We start from the raw sequence: 20,868 nt of genomic DNA on the forward strand, positions 1-20,868 counted from the left end.
CTACCACTGCCGTGCGCCCGTGTTCGTTGTCAGACTCGGCGCATGGTCTTCATCGGTTTTCATGCCTCGCACGAGCAGATCGCACCGAGCGCGCTTCTCGACGCGGTGATCGGCGCCGAGCGCGCGGGGTTCGACGGGGCGATGTGTTCCGACCACCTCGCGCCGTGGACCAGGGCCCAGGGCGAGTCGGGCTTCGCGCTGAGCTGGATCGCGGCAGCGCTCGCCTGCACGGAGTTCTCGATCGGAATGGTCAATGCCCCCGGCCAGCGCTATCACCCGGTGATGATCGCCCAGGCATTCGCGACTCTCGAGGAGATGTTCCCCGGCCGCTTCTGGGCCGCGATGGGCAGTGGCGAGGCGGTCAACGAGCACGTGACGGGCGAGGGCTGGCCTGAGAAGCATGTCCGCAATGAGCGACTGCGCGAGAGCGTCGACGTCATCCGTCGACTGATCGAGGGCCAAGAGGTCGACCACGACGGCCTGGTGCGCGTGCACCGGGCGCGAGTGTGGAGCAGGCCCGCCGAGCCGCCGCCGCTGTTCGCGACCGCCGTGAGCGCCGAGACCGCCGAGTGGGCGGCCTCGTGGGCGCAGGGCCTGGCGACCGTGGCCCAGGAGCCGGCCGCGCTGCAGCGCGTCGTCGAGGCCTACCGCGGCGCCGGGGGCACGGGGCCCTTCGTCTTGCAGGTGCACCTCAGCCTCGCGGAGAGCGATGAGGCGGCCTTCGCCATCGCCCGCGACCAGTGGACCAACGGTCTGCTCTCACCCCCGGCGACGTGGGATCTCGAGCAGCCCGAGGACTTCGAGGCGGCGGTGGCGGGCCTCGACAAGGGCGAGCTGCGAAAGGCCGTGTTGGTCGACCACGATGCCACGGCGTTGGCCGGCCGCATCGCCGACCTCGCGGAGATCGGATTCGATCGCGTGTATCTGCACCACGTCGGCACCGAGCAGTCGTACTTCCTCGCCGCCGCAGAATCCGAGCTCATCCCCGCACTCAAGGAGCGACTGTGAAGATCACCGATACGAGCGACCTCTGGTGGAAGACCGCGGTGGTCTATTGCCTCGATGTCGAGACCTTCCTCGACTCGAACGGCGACGGGGTCGGTGACCTGCAGGGCCTCGCGCAGCGCATCGACTACCTGTCGCAGCTCGGCGTCACCTGCCTGTGGCTGATGCCCTTCTATCCGAGCCCCGACCGTGACGACGGCTATGACGTCAGCGACTTCTACGGCATCGACTCGAGGCTCGGCAGCCACGGCGACCTCGTCGAGGTCATCCGCACCGCGCGCGATCGGGGGATGCGGGTGATCGTCGATCTGGTCATCAACCACACCTCTGACAAGCATCCGTGGTTCCTCGCCGCCAAGCGCAGCGTCGACTCGCCCTACCGGGACTACTACGTCTGGCGCGACGACGCGCCCCCGAAAGGCCAGAAGAACGCCGTCTTCCCCGGCCAGGCGAACGGCATCTGGGGCAAGGACGAGAAGTCGGGGCAGTGGTATCAGCACAGCTTCTATGAGCACCAGCCCGACCTGAACATCGCCAACCCCCGCGTGCGAGACGAGATCGCGAAGGTCATCGGGTTCTGGTTGCAGCTGGGCATCTCGGGCTTCCGCGTCGATGCGGTGCCTTTTCTCCTCGAGATCCCCGAGGGCGCCGGCATCCCCGAGCCGCACGAACTGCTGCGCGACATGCGCCGGTTCCTGCAGCGTCGGTCGAGCGAGGCGATCCTGCTCGGCGAGGTCAACCTGCCCTACGACGAGCAGGCGCAGTACTTCGGTGGCGACGACGGCGACGAGCTCACGATGCAGTTCGACTTCGTCGGGATGCAGTCGCTGTACCTCTCTTTTGCCCGCAAGGATCCGGGTCCGCTGATCGAGGCGCTGCGTGCCCGTCCCGTGCTCGGCGCCGAGGTGCAGTGGGCGAACTTCCTGCGCAACCACGACGAGCTGACCCTCGACAAGCTCAGCGACAGCGAGCGGCAGGAGGTGTTCGAGACGTTCGCGCCCGACGAGCGCCAGCGGGTGTTCGGACGAGGCATCACCCGGCGGCTCCCGCCGATGCTCGATGGCGACCCGCGCCGCGTCCGCATGGCCTACAGCCTGCTGTTCACCCTGCCCGGCACTCCGGTGCTGTTCTACGGCGAGGAGATCGGCATGGGCGAGAACATCGAGATCCCCGGCAGGGAAGCGGTGCGGACTCCGATGCAGTGGTCCGACGATCGCAACGGAGGATTCTCGGATGCCGTGCCGAGCCGTCTCGTGGCTCGCCCGCCGTCCGACGGGTATGCGCCGGAGCACGTGAACGTCGCCGCCCAGCTGGATGACCGTGGCTCCCTGCTGTACTTCATCCGCGCCCTCACCTCGAGCTACCGGATCTCCCCGGAGCTCGGTTGGGGCACGTTCGAGGTCATCGACCAGCCCGCCGAGTCGCTTCTCGTGCACTCGCTGACGGCCGACGTCGGACGCATGATCGCCCTCCACAATTTCGCAGAGGTGCCGGTCACCACGTCGTTCCGACTGGCTGACGAGCCGGAGGGCACGACTCTGGTCGACCTGCTCGAGTCGTCGCGCCTGGCGCTCGATCCGAAGGGCGGGGTCGAACTCGAGGTGCCGGCATACGGCTATCGCTGGCTTCGCGTGTCGCGCCCCGGCGACGGTCGAGTGACCTGAGCCCCCGGGTTCCTCTGAGTCACAGCTCCCATTCGTCGAACGGAAGGCTCCACGGGCCGTGGTCCGGCTCGACATGGTCGTCTTTCTCGACCGAGATCACCACCCGTGTCGTCGCGCGGATCAGCACGCTGATGCTCCGCCCCTCGGCAGACATAGTGACGAACGCGGGCGGCGAGGATGCGGCCGCTTCGATCTCCGCCATGATGTCGCTCAGGGGTTGATCGTCCTGAAGCACGAAGCTCGTGCCGTCGATCTCTATGTGAGTCCTCACGGTTCTCCTTCCCCTCGTCGGCGACGTTAGGCGAGCCGGGCGAGTGTGCAGAGGGCCTTGCGCCTGAGACGCGCAGTGGTTAGCGGATTCGCCGCCGAGGGTGGGCGACACTCTCTACGATGGGGTGATGCAGGTTCTGGACACTCTCGCTCTCGTCGGTGAGGTGCTCTCCTGGGTGGGCCTCGGCGTCGGCCTGCCGCTGCTTCTGCTGGGGTTTCTCATCCGCACCGTCGAGGGAGCGTGGCTGCCCATCGAGATCGCCGTCATCGAGCGCGACGGTCTGCTGATCGGGCGCTGGTTCGCCGGCGGAGACTTTCACGAGCGGCCGCTGAAAAGACATGAGTCCGCCGATGCGGAGGACGGCTGGGCCGACGGAGTGGTCAGCGCGAACAACCCCGCCCATGCGCGGGTGGGAGAGCCGCCCCACACGCGGCGCGTCATCCTGACTCTCGGGATCGTGTTCGCCGGCGTCGGGTTCGTGGGGCTGGTCGTGTCGCTGCTGCCGCTGCTGGTGTCCTAGCTCGATAGTGTGACGCTCATGCAGGACCCCGCCGACATCCCCGCATCCACACCGATGGATGACTGGTTCGACGCATTGAGTCGTCCGACGGGCTCTCCCGGGGGAGGAGCCGCGGCCGGTGTGATGCTGGCGATCGCCGCATCGCTGATGAGCATGGTCGGCGGGTACTCCGATGACGACCCGCGAGCGGCGGACATCCTCGACCGCCTCGCCCGGCAGCGGGCCGAGGCGCTGCGGGCGGTCGAGGCGGATGGCATCGTGTCAGCGAGTTTCGGAGCGGCCCTGGCGCTGGCGACCGACGACCCCTCCCGCGATGAGCGCGTCCGTGACGCCGCCGTCGAGGGGGCCAGGTCGGCGGCGCGTGTCGGGCTGATAGGTGTCGGGATGCTGCAAGACGTGCGTGTGCTCGTCGAGGTGGGCAACCCTCACATCGTCGTCGATCTCGCGGTCGCCGCAGAGGCGCTCCTGGCCGGATTGTCGGGGGCGTCCTTGAACGTCCGCGCGAATCTGCAGATCGCGCGTCGCCACCGGTCGCCGGCCGCTGAGATCGCCGACCTCGAAGCCGAGATCAGGCGCCTGGCTGATGCGAGGCGACAGGTCGCTCAGATCATCGACGAGCTGTCCGCCCGTCTGGACTGAGATCGACGCGGCGGTATCCGTCGCCGTGCGGTTCGACCGCACCGCCCTCGATGAAGCTGTCTATCCAGCCGAGCATCGGCCACTCGCCCCAGCGCTCGGCGAACAGGGCGCCGTTGCGCAGGATGTCGTCGAGGTGACGCCACGGCGGAGAACCGGCCGGGTGCCACTGGTGGTAGGCGTGCGCGCCACCGACCCATTGCACTCGCATGCCGTGCGACCGAGCCCGCCGGCCGAGGTCGGTGTCTTCGGCGCCATACCCCTGGTACGCCTCGTCGAAGCCGCCGAGGCGCGTCCACGTCTCTGCGGTCACCGCGAACGACAGCGACCAGAACAGGTCGAACTCGTCATCGGTCGCCGCCACGATGGCCCCGTCTGAGGGCAGGGGGCGAGCCGGATGCGGCCGGGTCATGGCGCTGAGTTCGAGCATCGTCGAGGGGCGCTGCACACTGTGCAGGTAGGTCACCGGTCCGCAGAGCAGGTCGTGCGGGTGGGCCTGCGCCGCGCTGACGTATCTCTCGAGCAGGTCGGGCCCTGGCAGGCAGTCCACATCGAGGAACACCAGCAGGTCGACACCGTGAGCCAGCGCGAGGGCGGCTGCGGCGTTGCGCGCCGCACCGACGCGCATGCCGTCGCGGCCCGGAGGCACATGCGCGAACAGGGCTGACGGTGCCGAGGGTGGCGCATCGACGTCGAGCCATGCCTCGACACGCACGACGTCGATGCCCGGCGTGCGCACCTCGTCGAGGAATCGGCGCTGGCGCTGCAGGTGGTCGAGACGGTTCACCGATGCCGGGGTGATGACGGCGACGCGGATGCTCATCGCGCCAGCTCCTCGATCGCGGCCGCGGCACGTGCGGCGGAGCCCGACACCTGCCACGCCTGCCAGTCGGGTGCGGTGTCTGCTGCCCGTCGGATGCTGTCGACCACCTCGGCCGGTGACGCGTCAGCCGCGACGGTCTGGGCGAGGCCGTGCGCGGCCATCACACGGGCCATGTCCTGCTGCTCGCCGAACGGGCGCTCCTGGGCGATGACGACTGTGTGGGCATCTGCGGCCGCGAGATCGGCGATGCTGTTCTGACCCGCCGCGCTCACGACGACGGTCGCACGGCACAGCAGCGGCCACACGTCGTCGACGCGATCGTCTCGGCCCGCCCCTGCGCTCTCGACGACCCACCCGTCTGCGCTCAGCAGCTCGATCGTCTGGGCGAGTCGCAGCGGGTCGAGGGCGAGGCCGAGGAACAGCACGCGACGCACTGCGTCAGCGTCTGCGGTGTCTGTGTCTGCGTCGGTGTCTGTGTCTGCGTCGGTGCGAGCGCGGCCGTCGTAGCGCGAGATCGCGCCCACCGGTCGCACGCGGTCTTCGCGACCGACAAGGGCCTTCGCAGGGATCATGCCCGGAGCCCACGGCGCCAGGATGCGGTCGGCGAGGTCGTACCCGAGACGGTGCGGCGCGTCGGTGCGATCGCCCGGTTGCGCGACGGCGATCGTCGGCACCCCGAGCAGGCGAGCGAGCGTCGTGACCTCGACGCTGACGTCGACGACGAAGACGGAGGTCGGGTGAATGGCCACCCACTCCGCGATCGCGGCGAGACGGGCCTGGTGCCCAGGGTGCCTCAGCGGCGCCCAGTGCAGGTTGCCTCGGGCCGTGACGTCGCCGAGCTCATGCGCCTCGCGGCGCACGCCGTCGGGCCCGACGACCGCATCGGAGTCCGAGGGCAGCTGCACCCAGATCGTGCCCGGGGCCAGCGACTCGGGTTCGGGAAGGCTCGAGAACACCGTCACCTCGTCTCGGAGGTGCGGGCGGATCGCCTGCATCCGAGTCATGTGGCCCCAGCCGTGATGATGCACGTACCAGCCGATCATGCGCCGACCGCCTCTACGAGCTCGTGGGCAGGCACCGCGCTCTGAGCGGCGACGGAGAGAACCCGCTCGATCTCGCGGTGCCTGTGGTCGAGCGAGTGGCGAGCAGAGGCCGCCTCGCGCACGTCTTGGCGGCGCAGTCCGAGTCGCGACTGCCCGACCAGCGCCGCTGCGGCGTGGGCGAGAGCGTCGGTGTCGGCGGCGGGCACGATGGCGGTGCCGGGGATTCCGGCCAGCACCTCGCTGGTGCCGCCGGAGTCGAACGCGGCGACGGGCGTGCCGGTCATGAGCGCCTCGGCCATCACCAGCCCGAAGGGCTCCGACCACACCGGGGTCACGAGAGCGACCGATGCGGCGCCCACGAGGGCCGAGAGCTCGGGCTGTCGCAGCGCCCCGACATAGTCGATGCCGCCGCCGAGAAGCGGCCGCACCTCCCGATCGAAGTACGCGGAGTCGCCCACTCGGCCCGCGAGCTTCAGGCGCGCCCCGGCGCGTCGGGCGGCGATGATGGCGAGGTGCGGTGCCTTCTCGGGCACGATGCGTCCGAACCACACCCAGTCGCCTCCGCCGGGCCCCAGGCTCCACTGCGCCGTGTCGACGCCGTTGGTGAAGACGAACGCCTCGACGCCCTCGGCCGACCAGGCCCGAGCGGTGTACTGGCTGACCGCGAGAAAACGGTGCGGCGACGAGCCGGCGAGTGCGTTCGAGGCGATCACCATGTCGGCGAGGGGCGGTGTGTGCAGCGTGGTGACGACCGGCACTCCGATGTCACGGCTCCAGAGGATCGGATCCCCGTGCAGGCTGTGATTGTCGATGACGTCGACGCGGGTCGCGGGGGAGTCGAGCTGATCCCGCACGCGCGCGAAGGCGTCGGTCATGAGTCGGCGGTGTCCCTCGGGGAAGTCGGTGTCCGACGCATCCCGTGACTGATGCCACCGGGGGCTCGGCAGGTGCAGATCGATGTCGTCGCCGAGGAAGTCAGACCCTTCTGCCGCACAGAGCTGCACGTCGTGACCCCGGCTGCGCAGCCAGCGCACACGGTTCCACACCACGGCCTCGAGGCCGCCGGCGTGCGGCTGGCGAAGGGCGTGACGCTCGGGGGCCACGACCAGCACCCGCAACCGCTCGCGACCGATCACGCGCTGGCCGCCGTCGAGATCTCGGCGCATGCGGTGGCGTAGAGCCGGGCGTGCGCGTCGCGCACGCCCTCCCGTTCGGCCACTCTCTCGGCCCGTCGCCGATCGACCACCGATGCACGGGGCGACGCGGCGCGCGCGTCTGAGGCGAGGGCCACGGCCTCGACCAGCGTCTGCGGGTCGTCGAGGTCGATGACGAAGAAGTCATCGGGATGCTGCGAGCTGATGTGCCCGACGTCCGTTCCGGCCACGGGCACCCCCAGGTCGTAGCAGAGCTCGACCCATCCGGAGTGGGTTCCGTGCAGGTAGGGCAGGACGAAGAGGTCGAGTCCTCCGATCCAGGCATCGATGCCCGCGTCGCTCAGACGCGGAGTGCGTCGCACCCGCACTGCGGGGTGCGCGTCAGCGGCGGCGGTCACGCGGGCGGCTGCGGCGGCATCGCGGATGCTCTCGTGCATCAGCACCTCGAACTCGACCGCCCGCCCTGTCTGTGCGAGCAGCGCGGCGGCGTCGACGGCTGCGCGCACCGCACGTTCGGCGGCGATGTTCGGGCGCAGGTCTCGCAGGTGGATTCCGATCCGCAGGGTCTCGTCGACCGCGCGCTCGGGCGCTGCGGCGCCGTCGAGCAGGGTGGGGTGAGCCAGCACCCGGCTGCTGCGGTGCCACCGCCGTCCGATCTCCTCCGCGGCCGTCGAGGTGAGTGTGATGAGGTGATCGGCCGACGGGATGATCACGTCGAGCAGCTCTCGATAGTGCCGCTGATCGACCAGCTGCGGGTTCTCGAGGTCGTGCACGGTGTACACGACGGGCCTGCCGAGCCGGTGCGCGGTCTCGAGAGCCTCGCGCAGGTCATCGGCAGAGAACGACTCGAGACCGAAGTGCACGTGCAGCACGTCGAAGTCTGCACCGTGTGCGTCGAGCCACTGCGAGGTCAGCGCGACCGGCGGCCACCACACGTCGGCGGGTGCACCCGCGACGGCAGGGTCGGGCAGAACGCGCACACGCTGTGCGTCGGTGATCGCACGCACATAGGGGTGGGCGGCCGGAATCGAGGCGACGCGAATGAGGGCAGGTTCGGTGACGATGTGGTTCTCCGTTGGCGGGCTGAGCACCCGACGTGCGTGTATCGCGATGACGGAGGGCCGCAGGGCAATGGGGGACGCAAGACTGATGAGATCGAGGGGGTACGTTCATATCATGAGCCAAGATCACGAAGTGGGCACGGCCGTTGCGCCGGAAGGCTCTCTGGTGCTAGCGCGCCGCAGGCACTACTCGGAGTTCTACGGGCTCGACCCTCTGCCCGAGCGTTTCGGGGTCGTCCTCGGCAACTGCCAGGCCGAGTCGCTGCGCCTGGTGATGGATGCTCCCGAGCACCGCTTCGTGCGCGTTCCCGCCGTGCACGAGATGACCGCCGCCGATGCCGTGCGTCTGCACGAGATCGTCCGTGCCGCCGACACCGTGGTGAGCCAGCCGATCCGCGACGACTATCGCGATCTGCCGCTGGGCACGCGCCAGATCGCCGCCGCGACGGATGCTCGCGTGCTGACCGTCCCTCCGGTGCGCTTCGCGGGCCTGCACCCCTTCCAGGCCGCGATCCGCGTGCCCGGCGTCGAGGGCGACCCGCCGATCGTGGCTTATCACGACATCCGCACGCTCGCCGCTGCCGCCGGCATCCGCGTCGTCGCCGCGCTGACACCCGACGGGGTGCGCGCAGTGGGGGAGTCCTCGATCGACACGCTGCGCGTCCGCGAGCAGAGCGCAGACGTGCGGGTCTCCGACCTGTTCGACGCGGTCACGGCCGATCACGCGCGCACCGTCAACCACCCGGGTGACGCGGTGTGGATGCCCTTGGGGGCCCGCGTGCTCGGGGCGCTCGGCCACACCGGTGGCCCCACAGACCCCGGCCGGCCGCTGCTGAATTCGGTGCGGGCGCCGCTGCAGCCCGAGGTCGTCGAGGCGTGGGCGCTGCCCGACGAGCCTCGCGCGCACTGGATCGTCGACGGCGCACCGATCGACGATGCCGAGGTGCGGGCCGCCCACCTCGAGTGGTACGCCGCCCACCCCGAGTTCGTCGATGCCGCCCTGACCCGTCTCGCTCCGCTGCTCGACGTCTGGCGGGCGCGATGAGCGCCGCTCCGCTGCTGCTCGTGCACCCTGGCACCCACGGCGTCGCGATGTACGGGCGCGAGGTGGCCTCAGCCGTGCGCGCACAGGATCCGTCGATCGGCACGATCGATGCGGCCGATCTGGATGCCGTGCCGGCTGACACCGCGCTGCATGTGCACTTCACCGATCGTCTGTGGGGCGATTCTCCCGAGCAGGCGTCGCTGGCGTTCGGCGCGCTCGCCGCGCGCCGAGCGATCAGCGTCACTCTGCACGATGTCCCGCAGGCGTCGGACGGCGAGCGCAATCTGCCCCGCAGGCGAGCGGCATACGCGGCCGTGGCCTCAGCCGCGCGAGGGGTGGCGGTCAACAGCGAGCACGAGCATGCGCTGCTCCGCGAAGAGGGAGTGTGGTCCGGCCCCGCGGTGAGCATCCCTCTGCCCGTCGCGCTCGATCCCGACATGCAGCGGATGCCGGCGGATGGCTCCGTCGGCGTGCTCGGCTACTTCTATCCCGGCAAGGGACACGATGAGGCGGCCCGTGCGGCGGCGCAGGCGGGCATCGGCAGCATGACGGTTCTCGGCCGCGCCTCGGAGGGTCACGCCGCCGAACTCGAGGAGTTCGTCCGCCGTGCCGGTGCGCTCGGGGTCGACGTCGAGGTGACGGGCTGGCTCGACGACGCCGAGATCGCGCGGCGCGGCCGCGCCGTGTCGGTGCCGGTGATCGCACATCGTCATGTGTCGGCATCCGGCTCCCTGGCGTCGTGGATCGGATGGGGCCGGCGACCCGTCGCGGTGCGCAACCGCTACATGGACGAGATGGCGACTCTGCGCCCCGGCACTCTGCAGACGGTCGACGAACCCGAGCTCGCGGTGGCGGTGCGGCAGGCTTTCGAGCACCCCGAGTCGACCTGGCACGGGCTGACGAGGCTGCCGATGTCGTGGCCGGAGGCGGCCGAGGCATACGTGCGCTGGTGGAGAGGGCTGGCCCGGTGACGCGGCGGCCCTGGGTGGTCGGCAACAGGTGGAACACGCTCGACGGAGTCGACCCCGAGACCCTGCCGACGGTGTCGGTGATCGTCGCGCACTACGAGCAGCCGGCTGAGCTCGCTCGGACGCTGTTCGCCCTGTCGGCGCAGGACTATCCGCACGAGCTTCTCGAGATCATCGTCGCCGACGACGGCTCCGCGGGCGACGTCCGGGTGCCTGACGGGGTGATCCTCGTGCGCCAGGAGGATCGGGGCTTCCGCCTCGCGGCCGCACGCAATCTCGGCGTGCGCGCGAGCAGCGGCGACGTGCTCTGCTTCCTCGACGCCGACACCGCCCCCGAGCCCGGGTATGTGCGAGCGCTCACCCGTCTTCCGGCTCTGCTTCCCGAGGCCGTCACCGTCGGACGCCGTCGGCACGCGGACTTCTCGGGCATCGCTCCGGAGGCACCCGTGCTCGAGGCCGTCGTCGACCGTGAGCTCCCCGAGCCGTCGTGGCTCGCGCGGGAGTACTCCCGAAGCCGTGATCTGCTCGACGCCGACGACCGGTCATACCGGTTCGTCATCGGCGCGGTGATCGCCTGCTCGCGCCGCCTGTTCGACGAGACCGGAGGGTTCGACGAGTCCTTCTCGGCCTACGGGGGTGAGGACTGGGAGTGGGCGCATCGGATGTGGCAGGCGGGCGCCGTGCTCGCTCACGTGCCGACGGCCGTGGCGTGGCACGACGGGCCCGAGTGGGCAGAGCGGAGCAGTTCGGGCCTCGAGCGCGCGAACGCCCAGACGATGAGGCTCGTCTCGTCGATCCCGGTCGGCGGTTCGGCCCCGCGAGGCGTGCTGTCGGACGTGCCCGACCTCATCGTCAGGCTGCGCGGAACGCACACCCCGGCGGCGCTGTTCGTCGCCGTGGATTCGATTCTCACCGCGTTCCCGCTGGCGCGGGTGGTGGTCGACGCGACGGTGCCGGCCTTCGTGGGAGATCCGCGCATCGTGGTCGGCGGTGGGCAGTTCGACGCCCGAGTGATCTGGGAGCTCGACAGACCGGTCGTGGTGCTCGAGCCGGCCTGGATCGCCGAGCGCATCGCGGGTCTCGGCACGGGCGACGTCGGCAGGGTCGATCTCGTCGACGCCGAGGGCTCGTCGCTGGGAGTGCTGCGCTCGCGGCGAGCGATGCGCCGCGCCGCGCGGTGGGGCACGTCAGACGCCTTCGAATCGCACCGCGCCGTCGCGGACGGCATCCACCTCCTGCGCTCAGACCCGAGGGTGGAGGCCTGGGTCGGAGGTTGGGGTGCGCGCGATCAGTTCTGCTGAGCGTACAGTTCTCCTATGGGGAAACTGGAGTACAACAGCTCGCGGCCGGCGATCGAGATCGAAGAAGTGACCTTGGCGCACGTGAAGATCGTGATCGGCACGAAGCTTCGTCGCAACGAGAGCTTCATGATGACCTGGCTGCCGAAGCCGGAGGCGTCATCGGGCCGCCTGACGATCTGGGTGCACCCCGCCATCCCGCTGGTGTTCGAGTTCGATCTTCCGACCGTGCACGCGATCGACCCCGCGCGGGTCGCTCACATGATGGATCAGCTGAACTCGCGGGGCGAACTCGTGCTCGACCAGCTCTGAGCCGCACGGCTCGGTCAGTCGGGGTCAGAGCAGGTCGTAGTGCCCGCCGAAGGGGAAGTCGACGTCTCCCGTGTCGCGGGCGTCGAAGAGCACCGTTGCCACGCTGATGGACACCCGTGAGCGCGGCGTGACCAGAAGACTCACCTGACGGTTGCCGACGACGACGAAATCGACGAACGTGCCAGCCGTGGCGATCGCCTCTTCGATGCGGCGTTTCAGCGCCTCGAGGTCCTGGTCCTGGGCGAGGAGATACGTCACTCCGTCGGCCAGGATCTCCGTCTGGATCATCGTCTTCTGTTCTGCCATGCACTCCACACTACGAGGAGTGACGGCCCTGACCGCAAATCGTTATCAGTCGCACCGGGCCGGGGCAAGGGGCGGACGGAACGGCCCGAACTGCTCTAGAACGGAACCATGCAGACGATCATCTACGGCGGCGACGCCTATCTCACGGGGGACGACATCGCAGATGCGCTGCTGGCATACGGGCGCGCACTGGGCGAAGAAGAGCGTGCCGAGCTCGTGGAGATCCCGGTGCAGGAGCCGGACGGCGCGATCGTCACGGCGAAGTTCCTGATCGGACCCGCCAGCCAGATCGTGGCCAAGGAAGTGCCCGGCAGAGGGCCCGAACTCGAAGACCCCGAGCTGGTCGACCGGTTGCGCACACTCACTCGCGGCGTCGAATCGCCCACGACCTCTCCGATGGAGATGCCCGACGACGGCTCGTACGACCTCGGCTAGAGACGCGGCTGTCGCACCCGCGCGACGCCCCCATGGGTCACTCGTGCTCGGGGAGTATCGGGCTCGACCACCCCGGGTCGCGACCCATCTGCGCCGCGCGCGAGACGGACGTCGCGCCGAACCTATCGCGCAGGGTGTCGAGAACCGTGTCGAGTCGTTCTTCGTCGCCCCAGTCGATCGGCAGCTCTGGCTGCGCGCGGTCTGCGTGGTCGAGGTGCGACAGCGACAGCCCGATGAGGGTGATGCCACGCTCGGCGATCTCGGGGAGCGCGGCGGCGAGCAGTGCTCGAGCCACCGTGAGCAGGATCGCCGTGCGATCGGTGGCGGATCCGAGCGTGCGTGATCGGGTGGCCTTCGCGAAGTCGCCGAAGCGCAGGCGCAGCACCACCGACCGGCAGACCCGGTCTCCGTCACGCAGCCGCCGCGCGAGTCGGTCGACGATCTGCGTGAGGGTCAGATCGAGCTCCTCGGCCGAGCGCGGGCCCTTGCCGAGTGCGCGCTGCGAGCCGATCGAGCCACGGCGCCGAGTCGTGTCGACCGGACGCGGATCCCGCAGACGGGCGAGGGCGTGCAAGTGCGCGCCGACGGCCTTGCCCAGCATCCGCTCGGCCGACGACGACTCGAGCTCGGCCAGCTGACCGACGGTGCGGATGCCATAGCGCTGCAGTTTCTCAGCGGTGACGGCGCCCACGCCCCACAGTCGCTCGACCGGCAGCGGCAGCAAGAACTCCTCTTCGCGGTCGGGTTCGACCACGAGCAGTCCGTCCGGTTTGCTGACGGCGCTCGCGACCTTGGCGAGGAACTTCGTGCGCGCGACGCCGACCGAGATGGCCAGCCCGACCTCGGTGCGCACCCGCTCGCGCAGACGCACGGCGACCTCTTCGGGGGTGCCGACGATGCGCCGGAGCCCCCCGACCTCGAGGAACGCCTCGTCGATCGAGAGCCCCTCGACGAGCGGCGTCGTGTCGCGGAAGATCGCGAAAACGTCGTGGCTCGCGGCCGAGTACGCCTCCATGCGCGGGGGCACCACCACGGCGTCCGGACACAGCTGCAGCGCCTGTCGCCCGCCCATCGCCGTGCGCACCCCGCGGGCTTTGGCCTCATAACTCGCGGCAAGCACGACCCCGCCCCCGACGATGACCGGCCGGCCGCGCAGCTCGGGGGCATCGCGCTGCTCGACCGAGGCGTAGAACGCGTCGAGATCGGCGTGCAGCACGGTGGCTTCGCCCCGCATCCTGTTCTCCCGTCGACGTGCAGATCGTCGCACGCACCGGGGACATCGGCTCAGGCCGGCAGGGCGACCTCTCGGCAGCGCCTAGGCCCCGAGGCCCACGCGGTCGACCTTGCGGTGGTACCGCATTCCCGCGAGGCCGCCGAGCACAGCGCCGACGAGGGTGACGACGGCGGCGCCGAGTGCGGTGAGGATGCCGGTGATGGTCGCGGTCTCGGCGGTGACCGGAATGCGGGGGAAGCCCTGCAGGTTGCCGAGGATGTCCCACTGCGAGCCGGCGATCGCGGCGATGATGGCCACGACGATCGCGATCGCGACCGCCCAGATCCAGACCGCGATGCCCTGCTTGGCTCCGCTGAAACGGGCCATGCGGCCGGCGACGTATCCGCCGGCGAAGTAGGCGACGAACAGCACGACGCCGATGACGATCGCGGCGATGATGGCTCCGCCGCCCACGGCGGCCTCTGCCGCCTCATCGGCTGTGACGTCGCCACCGAGGCCGAGTGCTGCGCCGATCGCCGAGACGAGGGCGGTCAGCAGCACCGTGGCTCCCATCGCGGTCAGCCAGCCGAAGAACGCCGATCCGAACTTGAATCCGCCGAACTCGGCCTTCTCACGATCATGGACCTCTCCGCGGTGCACGACATCGCGATCGGCGGGCACGACCCGATCGGCGGGCGCGACATCGCGATCGGCGGGCAGGACCCGATTGCCGGGCGCGACATCGCGATCGGCAGGCACGACGAGGTGCTCGGAGTTCGAAGCGGCGGCCGGGGTGCCGACCTCGCGGGGCGGACGGGGATCTGGCGTGCTGTTGGTTGCGCTCATGCTGCGACGGTAGGGATTCGACGCCCGTCGAAGAAGGCGCTTGTTCGCAGCCCGACATGCGCGTATAAGGCCTGAGCTTACGCCGTAAGCCCGCGCGGTTTACACCGTAAGTCTGATGTGCGCAAGGGACGTGGTGAGATGCGATCAGGGGGTTTAGAAAGGGCCGACCGATCGCATCCGATCGGACCGCGAAAGGAGCCCCCATGTCGGACAACTATGAGACGACGAGCCCCCGAGGCTCGGACGTGCACTCCCAGAATCCGTCAGGCACGGTCGATGCTGCGAAGCACGAGGCCGCTGACCTGAAGGACACCGCCTCCGCCCAGGCGCACGACGTCGTCGGCACAGTCAAGGATGAGGCTGCCAGCGTCGTCGGAGAGGCGAAGACCCAGGCCAAAGACCTCTACGCGCAGACTCAGCGCGAGCTGAAGGAGCAGGCCGACACCCAGCAGCAGCGGCTCGCGGGCGGTCTCCGCTCGGTCAGTGACGAGCTCGGCTCGATGGCCTCGAACTCGACCGGCAGCGGAATCGCCGGCGATCTGGTGCAGCAGGTCTCCGGCCGCCTGTCCGCGATGTCGACGTGGCTCGGCGACCGCGACCCCAGCTCCGTCCTCACCGAGGTCAAGGGCTATGCGCGGCGCAAGCCCGGAACGTTCATCCTCGCGGCCGCCGTCATCGGCGTCGTCGCGGGCAGGCTCACCCGGGCCCTCGCCGCGAACGCATCCGACGACAAGGATGCCTCCCCGGCACCCGTGCCGCCGCCCGCGCAGGTGCATCCGGATCCGTCGGTCGCTGTCCCGGTCGGTGCGCCCGCAGGCGCATCGGGCGCGACCCCGCTCTACGCGCAGACCGCGTCGGAGCGACCGGACATCCTCGGAGAGGCCGGTCATGACCGACCCCACGCCCTCTGAAGCCAAAGCCGCGTCGACCTCGCTCGGCGATCTGCTCGGTGAGGTGACCCGTGACATCTCTACGCTGATGCGCCAGGAAGTCACGCTCGCCAAGGCAGAGCTCAAGGACTCGGCCGCGAAGTCCGCCAAGGGGGCGGGGCTCATGGGCGCTGCCGGCTACGGCGCGCTGATGGCCGTGTTCTTCCTGTCCGTCGCCCTGTGGTGGGCGCTGGGCACTCTGATCGGCGGCGGGTGGTCCGGCGTCGTCGTCGCAGCGATCTGGGCGATCATCGCCGCGATCCTGTTCGTCGTCGGCCGTGGCCAGTTCTCGCAGGTCGAGGGCGCCCCCCAGACGGTGGACACCCTGAAAGAGATACCCGAAACGTTGAGAAGGAATGAGGAGAACCGATGAGTGATTCACCCGATGCCATCCGCGCCGACATCGAGCGCACCCGTGAAGACCTGGGCCTGGACGTCGACGCCCTCGCCGACAAGGTCTCGCCCTCGAAGATCGTCGACCGTCAGGTGGACCGCGTGCGCGGTGCCTTCGGCTCGATCCGCGAGCGTGTCATGGGGGCCGCCGACGATGCGGGCTCTTCGCTTTCGGGTGCGGGGTCGCACATGGGAGATGTGAAGGACCGCGCAGTGGCCAAGGCCGAAGGCAACCCCATGGCGGTCGGCTTGATCGCCTTCGGCGCAGGCCTCCTGCTCGCCTCGCTGTTCCCGGCGTCATCGAAGGAGAAGGGCCTCGCCGCGTCCGTCAAGGATCAGGCTCAGCCCCTCGTCGACGAGGTCACGGATGCTGCGAAGGAGGTCGGCGAGCACCTCAAGGAGCCCGTCAAGGCTTCGGTCGCATCCGTGCAGGAGTCCGCGCAGGATTCCATGGCCACGGTCAAGGACGACGCACAGACCGCGGCAGGCGAAGTGAAGGACCAGGCGCAGCACTCTCGCGAGAACCTCGCGAGCAGCTGACCCGGTTGGATCAGGCGGACCCGCCTCGCGGCGGGTCCGCCTTCACGATGGAGGAACCCCGATGACCAGCACCACGCGCGGTCGCGACCGCACCGCCCCGGATCCCGAGGCATCTGACAAGCCCGACTCCCCGGATGAGCTGCACAAGCGCTCGTGGAAGTACGTCCTGCAGAAGACGATCCGCGAGTTCTCGTCCGATCAATGCACCGACATCGCCGCAGCGCTGACGTACTTCGCGGTGCTGTCGATCTTCCCCGGCCTCATCGCGGTCTTCTCCTTGCTCGGAGTGTTCGGGCAGGGACAGGCCGCCAGCGACGCGGTGCTCGAGATCGTCGAGCAGATCGCTCCGGGCGACACGGCAGACGCGATCCGCGGGCCCATCGAGCAGTTCGCGGGTTCTCCGGCCGCCGGATTCGCTCTGGTGACCGGCATCCTCTTGGCGATCTGGTCTGCCTCCGGCTACGTCGGGGCGTTCAGCCGGGCCATGAACCGCATCTACGAGATCGAAGAGGGGCGGCCGTTCTGGAAGCTCAAGCCGACCCAGCTGCTCGTCACGATCATCACTATCGTGCTCCTCGTGGTCGCTGCGGTGATCCTCGTCGTCTCGGGCCCTGTCACCGACGCGGTGGGAGACGCGCTGGGCGTCGGCGAGGTGCCGAAGACGATCTGGTCCATCGCCAAGTGGCCGGTGCTCGCCCTGCTCGTCGTGCTGATCGTCGCGATCCTCTATTACGCCACCCCGAACGCCAAGCAGCCGAAGTTCCGCTGGATCAGCATCGGCGCTCTCCTGGCGATCATCGTCCTGGGCCTGGCCACCCTCGGCTTCGGGTTCTACGTGGCGAACTTCTCCAACTACGACCGCACCTACGGCTCTCTCGCCGGGATCATCGTCTTCCTGCTCTGGCTGTGGATCGCTAACCTCGCTCTGCTGTTCGGTGCGGAGTTCGACGCCGAGCTCGAGCGCGGGCGCCAGCTGCAGGCCGGGATCGCGGCCGAAGAGGACATCCAGCTCCCTCCCCGCGACACGCGCAAGAGCGACAAGGCGGCCGAGAAGGAGCAGAAGGACATCGAGGAGGGGCGAAGGATCCGCACGGAGTCCGGCGCGGACGACTGATCCGGGCGGCCCTACTGCGTGAGCCGGAGATTCAGGCGATCGAGGAGGGCTTCGAGCGAGATGTCGAACTCTTCGTCGCTCCTCTCCTCACTCAGCAGCGGACGGAGACGCACGACCTCGGGCGCATTCGCCAGATCCTTCTGTCCGTCGTGCTCGGGGATGTCCGCTCCGCCCTCGTCGAGCGGCTCGGATGCGGGTCCGGTGTCCGCTCCGCGCACGGCGGACTCCAGAAGCAGGTGTCCCAGGAGCAGGCTGGTGAACGAGCGGTAGGCGTCGACGGCCTGCTCGTCCGTGAATCCGTAGCCGATCAGCGCGCTCAGGAAGGTGTCGACGACCTCGACGCTCCGCAGCGGCGGCCGCAGCCACGGGGCCGCCGGGTGACGCGTGGCCACGAGCGGGAACGCTCTCGGGTGTGCGATCGCGATGCTGCGGACCTCATGCGCGACGGTCTGCAGGAAACCCTGCCAGTGCTCGGTGAGGGTCGGATCCAGGTTCGCGTTCAGGTTGCCCATGAGCCGCGCGACGACGCCCTCGAGCAGATCCTCGCGGCCGTTGACGTAACGGTAGAGCGACATCGCCTCGACACCGAGCTGCTGCGCCAGCGATCGCATCGACAGAGCCTGTGGGCCGATGGCGTCGATCTGCGCCAGAGCGGTCCCGATGATCAGCTCTCGGCTCAGGCCCGCGGGTGCGGGGCGAGCCGGCTTCGGCTGCGAACGTTTCGGCATGCCCCCACGGTACTCGGCTCAGGCGGCGACGAGGCGAGACGAGAAGGCGCGGATGCGCTGCACAAGCGCATCGAAGGTGGCGTCGAACGCGGCGGCCGTGCCGATCCGAGCCGGGTCGCGGATCGACCAGTGCAGGTCGTCGCTGTCGTGGAGGCGTTCGTGGGCGTCGTCGCACACCGTGATCACCAGGTCGCCGTCGGCGCGCACATCGTCGAGATGGCGGGGCTGATGGTCGCCGTCGATGACGAGTCCGTGTCGAGCGGCCGACGCGGTGGCCTCGGGGTTCACCTTCTCGGCCGGTCTGGTGCCTGCCGAGGCGACCGCCACCGGGCTCGTATCGCGCCAGATCGCCTCGGCGAGCTGCGACCGTGCGGAGTTCGCGGTGCACACGAACAGCACACGACGGGGCGGGGCGACGCTGGGGGGCGCGAGAGTGCTGAAGACCTCGGGGCGCAGCCCGATATAGCTGCGCCGTCTGTCGAACTCCGAGCGGGTGCGCGCGATGATCTGCGCTGATTCGAGCACTCCGAGGTGGTGCGCGATGAGGTTCGAGCGGAGGTCGAGTGCCGTCCCGATCTCAGAGGACGACAGATCTCCGAGCGTCAGCAGGTCGACGATGCGCAGGCGCGTCTGATCAGCGAGTGCGGCGAAGATGCCGGCGCGGCGTTCGAGATCGGTCATCATTCCCATCCTTATCACGGGACGGTGAATGTGTCCATGCCCATTGACTCAATCTACGCTGACCCTATTCTGGTCGTCGCGAGTCCGCGAACGCGGGCTCGGAGAGGAATGGACATATGGGTATCGGAAGCGGCATCGCGCTCTTCGTCATCGGAGCGATCCTCGTCTTCGCACTCAACATCGACACCGGCGGCTACGTCGATCTCGACCTGATCGGCTACATCCTCATGGGTGCAGGAGTCGTCGTCTTCCTGATCAGCCTCATCCTCGTGATGCGCAGTCGGCGCACCGAGACCGTCGACCGCACGGCCGTCGACCCCGCGACCGGCGAGCGTGTGACCCGCCGGAGCATCCGCGACAACGAGCCCCTCGCCTGATCTCGATATGACCGAGGCGCAGCGCGGCACCGGCGCGATCGTCGTCGGTGCCGCAGCGACCCTCGCGTTCGTCGTGCTGCGGGCCGTGGTGGCCCTCGGCGGTCATGAGCCGCTCGTCGTCGACATCTGGTGGCACGATCTCATGGTCGCGCTCAGCAGCGACGCCTGGCTCGTCGTCGCCTGGGTGCCCGCCGTCGTCGGCGGCACGATCGGCATGATCGTGGTCGGCGCGCTGCTGATCGCCGTGTTCCTGTGGCGCGGGCGGCGGTGGGATGCCGCGACGCTGGCGATCGCGATGGTCACCGTGGTCGCGATCGGAGCGACCATGGCCGCGGTGATCGGCCGGACGCGTCCGGCCGACTCGCTCGCGGAAAGCGTCGCGACCTCCTTCCCGTCCGGGCACACCGCCGTCGCCACGACGGTCGTGGTGATCCTCGGGCTCGTGCTTCGGCGACGGTGGGTCTGGGTCGTCGGTGTCGCGTGGGTCCTCCTCATGATGTGGAGCCGCACCTATCTCCACGCCCACTGGCTCAGCGATGTGGTCGCCGGAATGCTCGAGGGCGTCGCTGTCGCCACGTTCGTCTGGGCTTGTGTCGAGGCGATGCGCGCGCGCCGCCTCGCTCGGTCCCGCAGCACCTCAGACATCTCCGAAGAACCGATCGAAAGCACCGTGAACCCATGAACACTCGCGACTCGGCCGCCTCCACCGCGAGGGCCGCTCAGGACTCGACCGCCTTCCGCGTGCTCGCCCGCGTCGGCTACGTCGTGCTCGGCATCCTGCACATCCTGATCGGCGGGATCGCGATCTCGATCGCCAACGGTGGCGGTGGCGAGAACGCCGACCAGGGCGGTGCCCTGCAGCAGATCCAGCAGTCGCCTGCCGGTGTGTTCCTGCTCTGGCTGATCGTGCTCGGCCTGTTCGCGCTCGCGATCTGGCAGATCGCCGAGGCCGTCGTCGAGCGCGATCCCGATCCGAAGAAGATGTGGGCGCACCGGGCGAAGTTCGTGGGCACGGCCGTCGCCTACCTGGCGATCGGCGCGACGGCTCTGGTCTATGCGCTCGGTGGCCAGTCGCAGTCGTCCGAGTCCTCGCAGTCGTTCAGCGCCCAGCTGCTGGCGGCGCCGGCCGGTGTCGTGCTGCTCGTGCTGGTCGGGCTCGGGGTGGCCGCGGTCGGGATCGCCTTCATCGTGCGCGGATTCACTCGCGCTTTCATGGAGCACCTCTCGGTGCCGTCGGCGAAGGCGCGCTCGGGCATCACCGCGTTCGGAGTGGCCGGCTACGTCGCCAAGGGCGTCGCGGTCGGGGTGGCCGGAGTGCTCTTCGTCATCGCGGCGCTCACCCACGACCCCGAGACCGCCGGCGGTCTCGACTCGGCGCTGCGCGCTCTGGCCGGACTGCCCTTCGGTCCGGTGATCCTGTGGGTCGTCGGCGCCGGTCTCGCTCTCTACGGCCTGTTCTGCTTCGCCCGCGCCCGCTACGCCCGCATGTGACGCGGTAGCTGCCCT

26 protein-coding genes are annotated in these 20,868 nt (G+C 69.5%); 16 read left to right on the forward strand and 10 right to left on the reverse strand.

Annotation, left to right across the window (positions count from 1 at the left end; all coding sequences use genetic code 11):
- The first annotated feature begins 42 nt into the window (after positions 1 to 42).
- Positions 43 to 1,008: a TIGR03885 family FMN-dependent LLM class oxidoreductase gene (locus RQG82_RS08220; protein WP_311258608.1), complete on the forward strand. Its 966-nt coding sequence runs from the start codon at positions 43 to 45 to the stop codon at positions 1,006 to 1,008.
- A complete protein-coding gene (locus RQG82_RS08225; protein WP_311258609.1) occupies positions 1,005 to 2,669 on the forward strand; it encodes an alpha-amylase family protein in 1,665 nt (554 codons plus the stop codon). Before RQG82_RS08220 ends, RQG82_RS08225 begins: the two co-directional genes overlap by 4 nt.
- A gap of 19 nt (positions 2,670 to 2,688) precedes the next feature.
- Here RQG82_RS08225 and RQG82_RS08230 read toward each other — a convergent pair whose 3' ends face one another.
- Entirely contained in the window at positions 2,689 to 2,940 is a 252-nt protein-coding gene (locus tag RQG82_RS08230; protein ID WP_311258610.1) for a hypothetical protein, read from the reverse strand.
- Between the two features lie 127 nt (positions 2,941 to 3,067).
- On the opposite strand from RQG82_RS08230, the gene RQG82_RS08235 reads away from it, so the two are divergent.
- Together RQG82_RS08235 and RQG82_RS08240 are read left to right on the forward strand one after the other, a co-directional pair.
- On the forward strand, positions 3,068 to 3,460 hold the full coding sequence (locus RQG82_RS08235) for a hypothetical protein (protein ID WP_311258611.1): 393 nt from the start codon (positions 3,068 to 3,070) through the stop codon (positions 3,458 to 3,460).
- 18 nt (positions 3,461 to 3,478) lie between these two features.
- Positions 3,479 to 4,099 (forward strand): cyclodeaminase/cyclohydrolase family protein, encoded by a 621-nt coding sequence (locus RQG82_RS08240; RefSeq protein ID WP_311258612.1) that lies wholly within the window; start codon positions 3,479 to 3,481, stop codon positions 4,097 to 4,099.
- Here RQG82_RS08240 and RQG82_RS08245 read toward each other — a convergent pair.
- The 4 genes from RQG82_RS08245 to RQG82_RS08260 are packed head-to-tail and all read right to left on the reverse strand — an operon-like array spanning position 4,068 to position 8,207.
- Positions 4,068 to 4,919, reverse strand: coding sequence for a glycosyltransferase (locus RQG82_RS08245; RefSeq protein ID WP_311258613.1), 852 nt, complete (start codon positions 4,917 to 4,919; stop codon positions 4,068 to 4,070). The genes RQG82_RS08240 and RQG82_RS08245 overlap by 32 nt on opposite strands.
- Positions 4,916 to 5,962 carry a hypothetical protein gene (locus RQG82_RS08250; RefSeq protein WP_311258614.1) on the reverse strand — a complete coding sequence of 349 codons (1,047 nt, stop codon included), beginning with the start codon at positions 5,960 to 5,962 and terminating at the stop codon, positions 4,916 to 4,918. Before RQG82_RS08250 ends, RQG82_RS08245 begins: the two co-directional genes overlap by 4 nt.
- Positions 5,959 to 7,128 carry a glycosyltransferase gene (locus RQG82_RS08255; protein ID WP_311258615.1) on the reverse strand — a complete coding sequence of 390 codons (1,170 nt, stop codon included), beginning with the start codon at positions 7,126 to 7,128 and terminating at the stop codon, positions 5,959 to 5,961. Before RQG82_RS08255 ends, RQG82_RS08250 begins: the two co-directional genes overlap by 4 nt.
- On the reverse strand, positions 7,095 to 8,207 hold the full coding sequence (locus RQG82_RS08260; protein WP_311258616.1) for a glycosyltransferase: 1,113 nt from the start codon (positions 8,205 to 8,207) through the stop codon (positions 7,095 to 7,097). The genes RQG82_RS08255 and RQG82_RS08260 overlap by 34 nt, the downstream gene beginning before the upstream one ends.
- An 85-nt stretch (positions 8,208 to 8,292) precedes the next feature.
- On the opposite strand from RQG82_RS08260, the gene RQG82_RS08265 reads away from it, so the two are divergent.
- Genes RQG82_RS08265 through RQG82_RS08280 form a run of 4 tightly spaced genes read left to right on the forward strand, consistent with a single transcriptional unit; the run spans position 8,293 to position 11,800 of the window.
- On the forward strand, positions 8,293 to 9,222 hold the full coding sequence (locus RQG82_RS08265; RefSeq protein WP_311258617.1) for a WcbI family polysaccharide biosynthesis putative acetyltransferase: 930 nt from the start codon (positions 8,293 to 8,295) through the stop codon (positions 9,220 to 9,222).
- Complete coding sequence (locus RQG82_RS08270) at positions 9,219 to 10,193, forward strand: hypothetical protein (protein ID WP_311258618.1); 975 nt, start codon at positions 9,219 to 9,221, stop codon at positions 10,191 to 10,193. The genes RQG82_RS08265 and RQG82_RS08270 overlap by 4 nt, the downstream gene beginning before the upstream one ends.
- Complete coding sequence (locus RQG82_RS08275) at positions 10,190 to 11,491, forward strand: glycosyltransferase (protein ID WP_311258619.1); 1,302 nt, start codon at positions 10,190 to 10,192, stop codon at positions 11,489 to 11,491. The genes RQG82_RS08270 and RQG82_RS08275 overlap by 4 nt, the downstream gene beginning before the upstream one ends.
- A 15-nt stretch (positions 11,492 to 11,506) precedes the next feature.
- Entirely contained in the window at positions 11,507 to 11,800 is a 294-nt protein-coding gene (locus RQG82_RS08280; RefSeq protein WP_042540001.1) for a hypothetical protein, read from the forward strand.
- Between the two features lie 24 nt (positions 11,801 to 11,824).
- On the opposite strand, the gene RQG82_RS08285 is transcribed toward RQG82_RS08280, so the two are convergent.
- A complete protein-coding gene (locus RQG82_RS08285; protein ID WP_311258620.1) occupies positions 11,825 to 12,106 on the reverse strand; it encodes a hypothetical protein in 282 nt (93 codons plus the stop codon).
- Between the two features lie 108 nt (positions 12,107 to 12,214).
- On the opposite strand from RQG82_RS08285, the gene RQG82_RS08290 reads away from it, so the two are divergent.
- Positions 12,215 to 12,541: a hypothetical protein gene (locus tag RQG82_RS08290; protein ID WP_311258621.1), complete on the forward strand. Its 327-nt coding sequence runs from the start codon at positions 12,215 to 12,217 to the stop codon at positions 12,539 to 12,541.
- Between the two features lie 37 nt (positions 12,542 to 12,578).
- Here the strand turns inward: RQG82_RS08290 and dinB are convergent, their stop codons facing one another.
- Both dinB and RQG82_RS08300 read right to left on the reverse strand, forming a co-directional pair.
- A complete protein-coding gene (gene dinB, locus RQG82_RS08295) occupies positions 12,579 to 13,775 on the reverse strand; it encodes a DNA polymerase IV (RefSeq protein WP_311258622.1) in 1,197 nt (398 codons plus the stop codon).
- An 81-nt stretch (positions 13,776 to 13,856) separates the two neighbouring features.
- Complete coding sequence (locus RQG82_RS08300) at positions 13,857 to 14,600, reverse strand: hypothetical protein (RefSeq protein ID WP_311258623.1); 744 nt, start codon at positions 14,598 to 14,600, stop codon at positions 13,857 to 13,859.
- A 203-nt stretch (positions 14,601 to 14,803) separates the two neighbouring features.
- Between RQG82_RS08300 and RQG82_RS08305 the strand changes: the two genes are divergently transcribed.
- The 4 genes from RQG82_RS08305 to RQG82_RS08320 all read left to right on the forward strand — a co-directional run bounded on the left by RQG82_RS08305 (position 14,804) and on the right by RQG82_RS08320 (position 17,576).
- Complete coding sequence (locus tag RQG82_RS08305; RefSeq protein WP_311258624.1) at positions 14,804 to 15,511, forward strand: hypothetical protein; 708 nt, start codon at positions 14,804 to 14,806, stop codon at positions 15,509 to 15,511.
- The gene (locus RQG82_RS08310) at positions 15,489 to 15,902 is read left to right on the forward strand and encodes a phage holin family protein (protein WP_311258625.1); all 414 of its coding nucleotides are present in this window, start codon (positions 15,489 to 15,491) and stop codon (positions 15,900 to 15,902) included. Before RQG82_RS08305 ends, RQG82_RS08310 begins: the two co-directional genes overlap by 23 nt.
- Positions 15,899 to 16,462 carry a DUF3618 domain-containing protein gene (locus RQG82_RS08315; protein ID WP_311258626.1) on the forward strand — a complete coding sequence of 188 codons (564 nt, stop codon included), beginning with the start codon at positions 15,899 to 15,901 and terminating at the stop codon, positions 16,460 to 16,462. The genes RQG82_RS08310 and RQG82_RS08315 overlap by 4 nt, the downstream gene beginning before the upstream one ends.
- Before the next feature lie 61 nt (positions 16,463 to 16,523).
- Positions 16,524 to 17,576: a YihY/virulence factor BrkB family protein gene (locus RQG82_RS08320; RefSeq protein ID WP_311258627.1), complete on the forward strand. Its 1,053-nt coding sequence runs from the start codon at positions 16,524 to 16,526 to the stop codon at positions 17,574 to 17,576.
- Positions 17,577 to 17,587: 11 nt separating this feature from the next.
- Here RQG82_RS08320 and RQG82_RS08325 read toward each other — a convergent pair whose 3' ends face one another.
- Entirely contained in the window at positions 17,588 to 18,304 is a 717-nt protein-coding gene (locus tag RQG82_RS08325) for a TetR/AcrR family transcriptional regulator C-terminal domain-containing protein (RefSeq protein ID WP_311258628.1), read from the reverse strand.
- Positions 18,305 to 18,322: 18 nt separating this feature from the next.
- Positions 18,323 to 18,985 carry an ArsR family transcriptional regulator gene (locus RQG82_RS08330; protein WP_311258629.1) on the reverse strand — a complete coding sequence of 221 codons (663 nt, stop codon included), beginning with the start codon at positions 18,983 to 18,985 and terminating at the stop codon, positions 18,323 to 18,325.
- Positions 18,986 to 19,101: 116 nt separating this feature from the next.
- On the opposite strand from RQG82_RS08330, the gene RQG82_RS08335 reads away from it, so the two are divergent.
- From RQG82_RS08335 to RQG82_RS08345, 3 genes are read left to right on the forward strand one after another with little or no spacing between them, the layout of a single operon-like run.
- Complete coding sequence (locus RQG82_RS08335) at positions 19,102 to 19,362, forward strand: DUF6458 family protein (RefSeq protein ID WP_042540012.1); 261 nt, start codon at positions 19,102 to 19,104, stop codon at positions 19,360 to 19,362.
- A 7-nt stretch (positions 19,363 to 19,369) separates the two neighbouring features.
- A complete protein-coding gene (locus RQG82_RS08340; RefSeq protein ID WP_311258630.1) occupies positions 19,370 to 20,044 on the forward strand; it encodes a phosphatase PAP2 family protein in 675 nt (224 codons plus the stop codon).
- Positions 20,041 to 20,853 (forward strand): DUF1206 domain-containing protein, encoded by an 813-nt coding sequence (locus RQG82_RS08345; RefSeq protein ID WP_311258631.1) that lies wholly within the window; start codon positions 20,041 to 20,043, stop codon positions 20,851 to 20,853. The genes RQG82_RS08340 and RQG82_RS08345 overlap by 4 nt, the downstream gene beginning before the upstream one ends.
- Positions 20,854 to 20,868 lie beyond the last annotated feature (15 nt).

Origin of the sequence: Microbacterium sp. WCS2018Hpa-9 (assembly GCF_031843745.1) — a bacterium.
GTDB lineage: Bacteria > Actinomycetota > Actinomycetes > Actinomycetales > Microbacteriaceae > Microbacterium.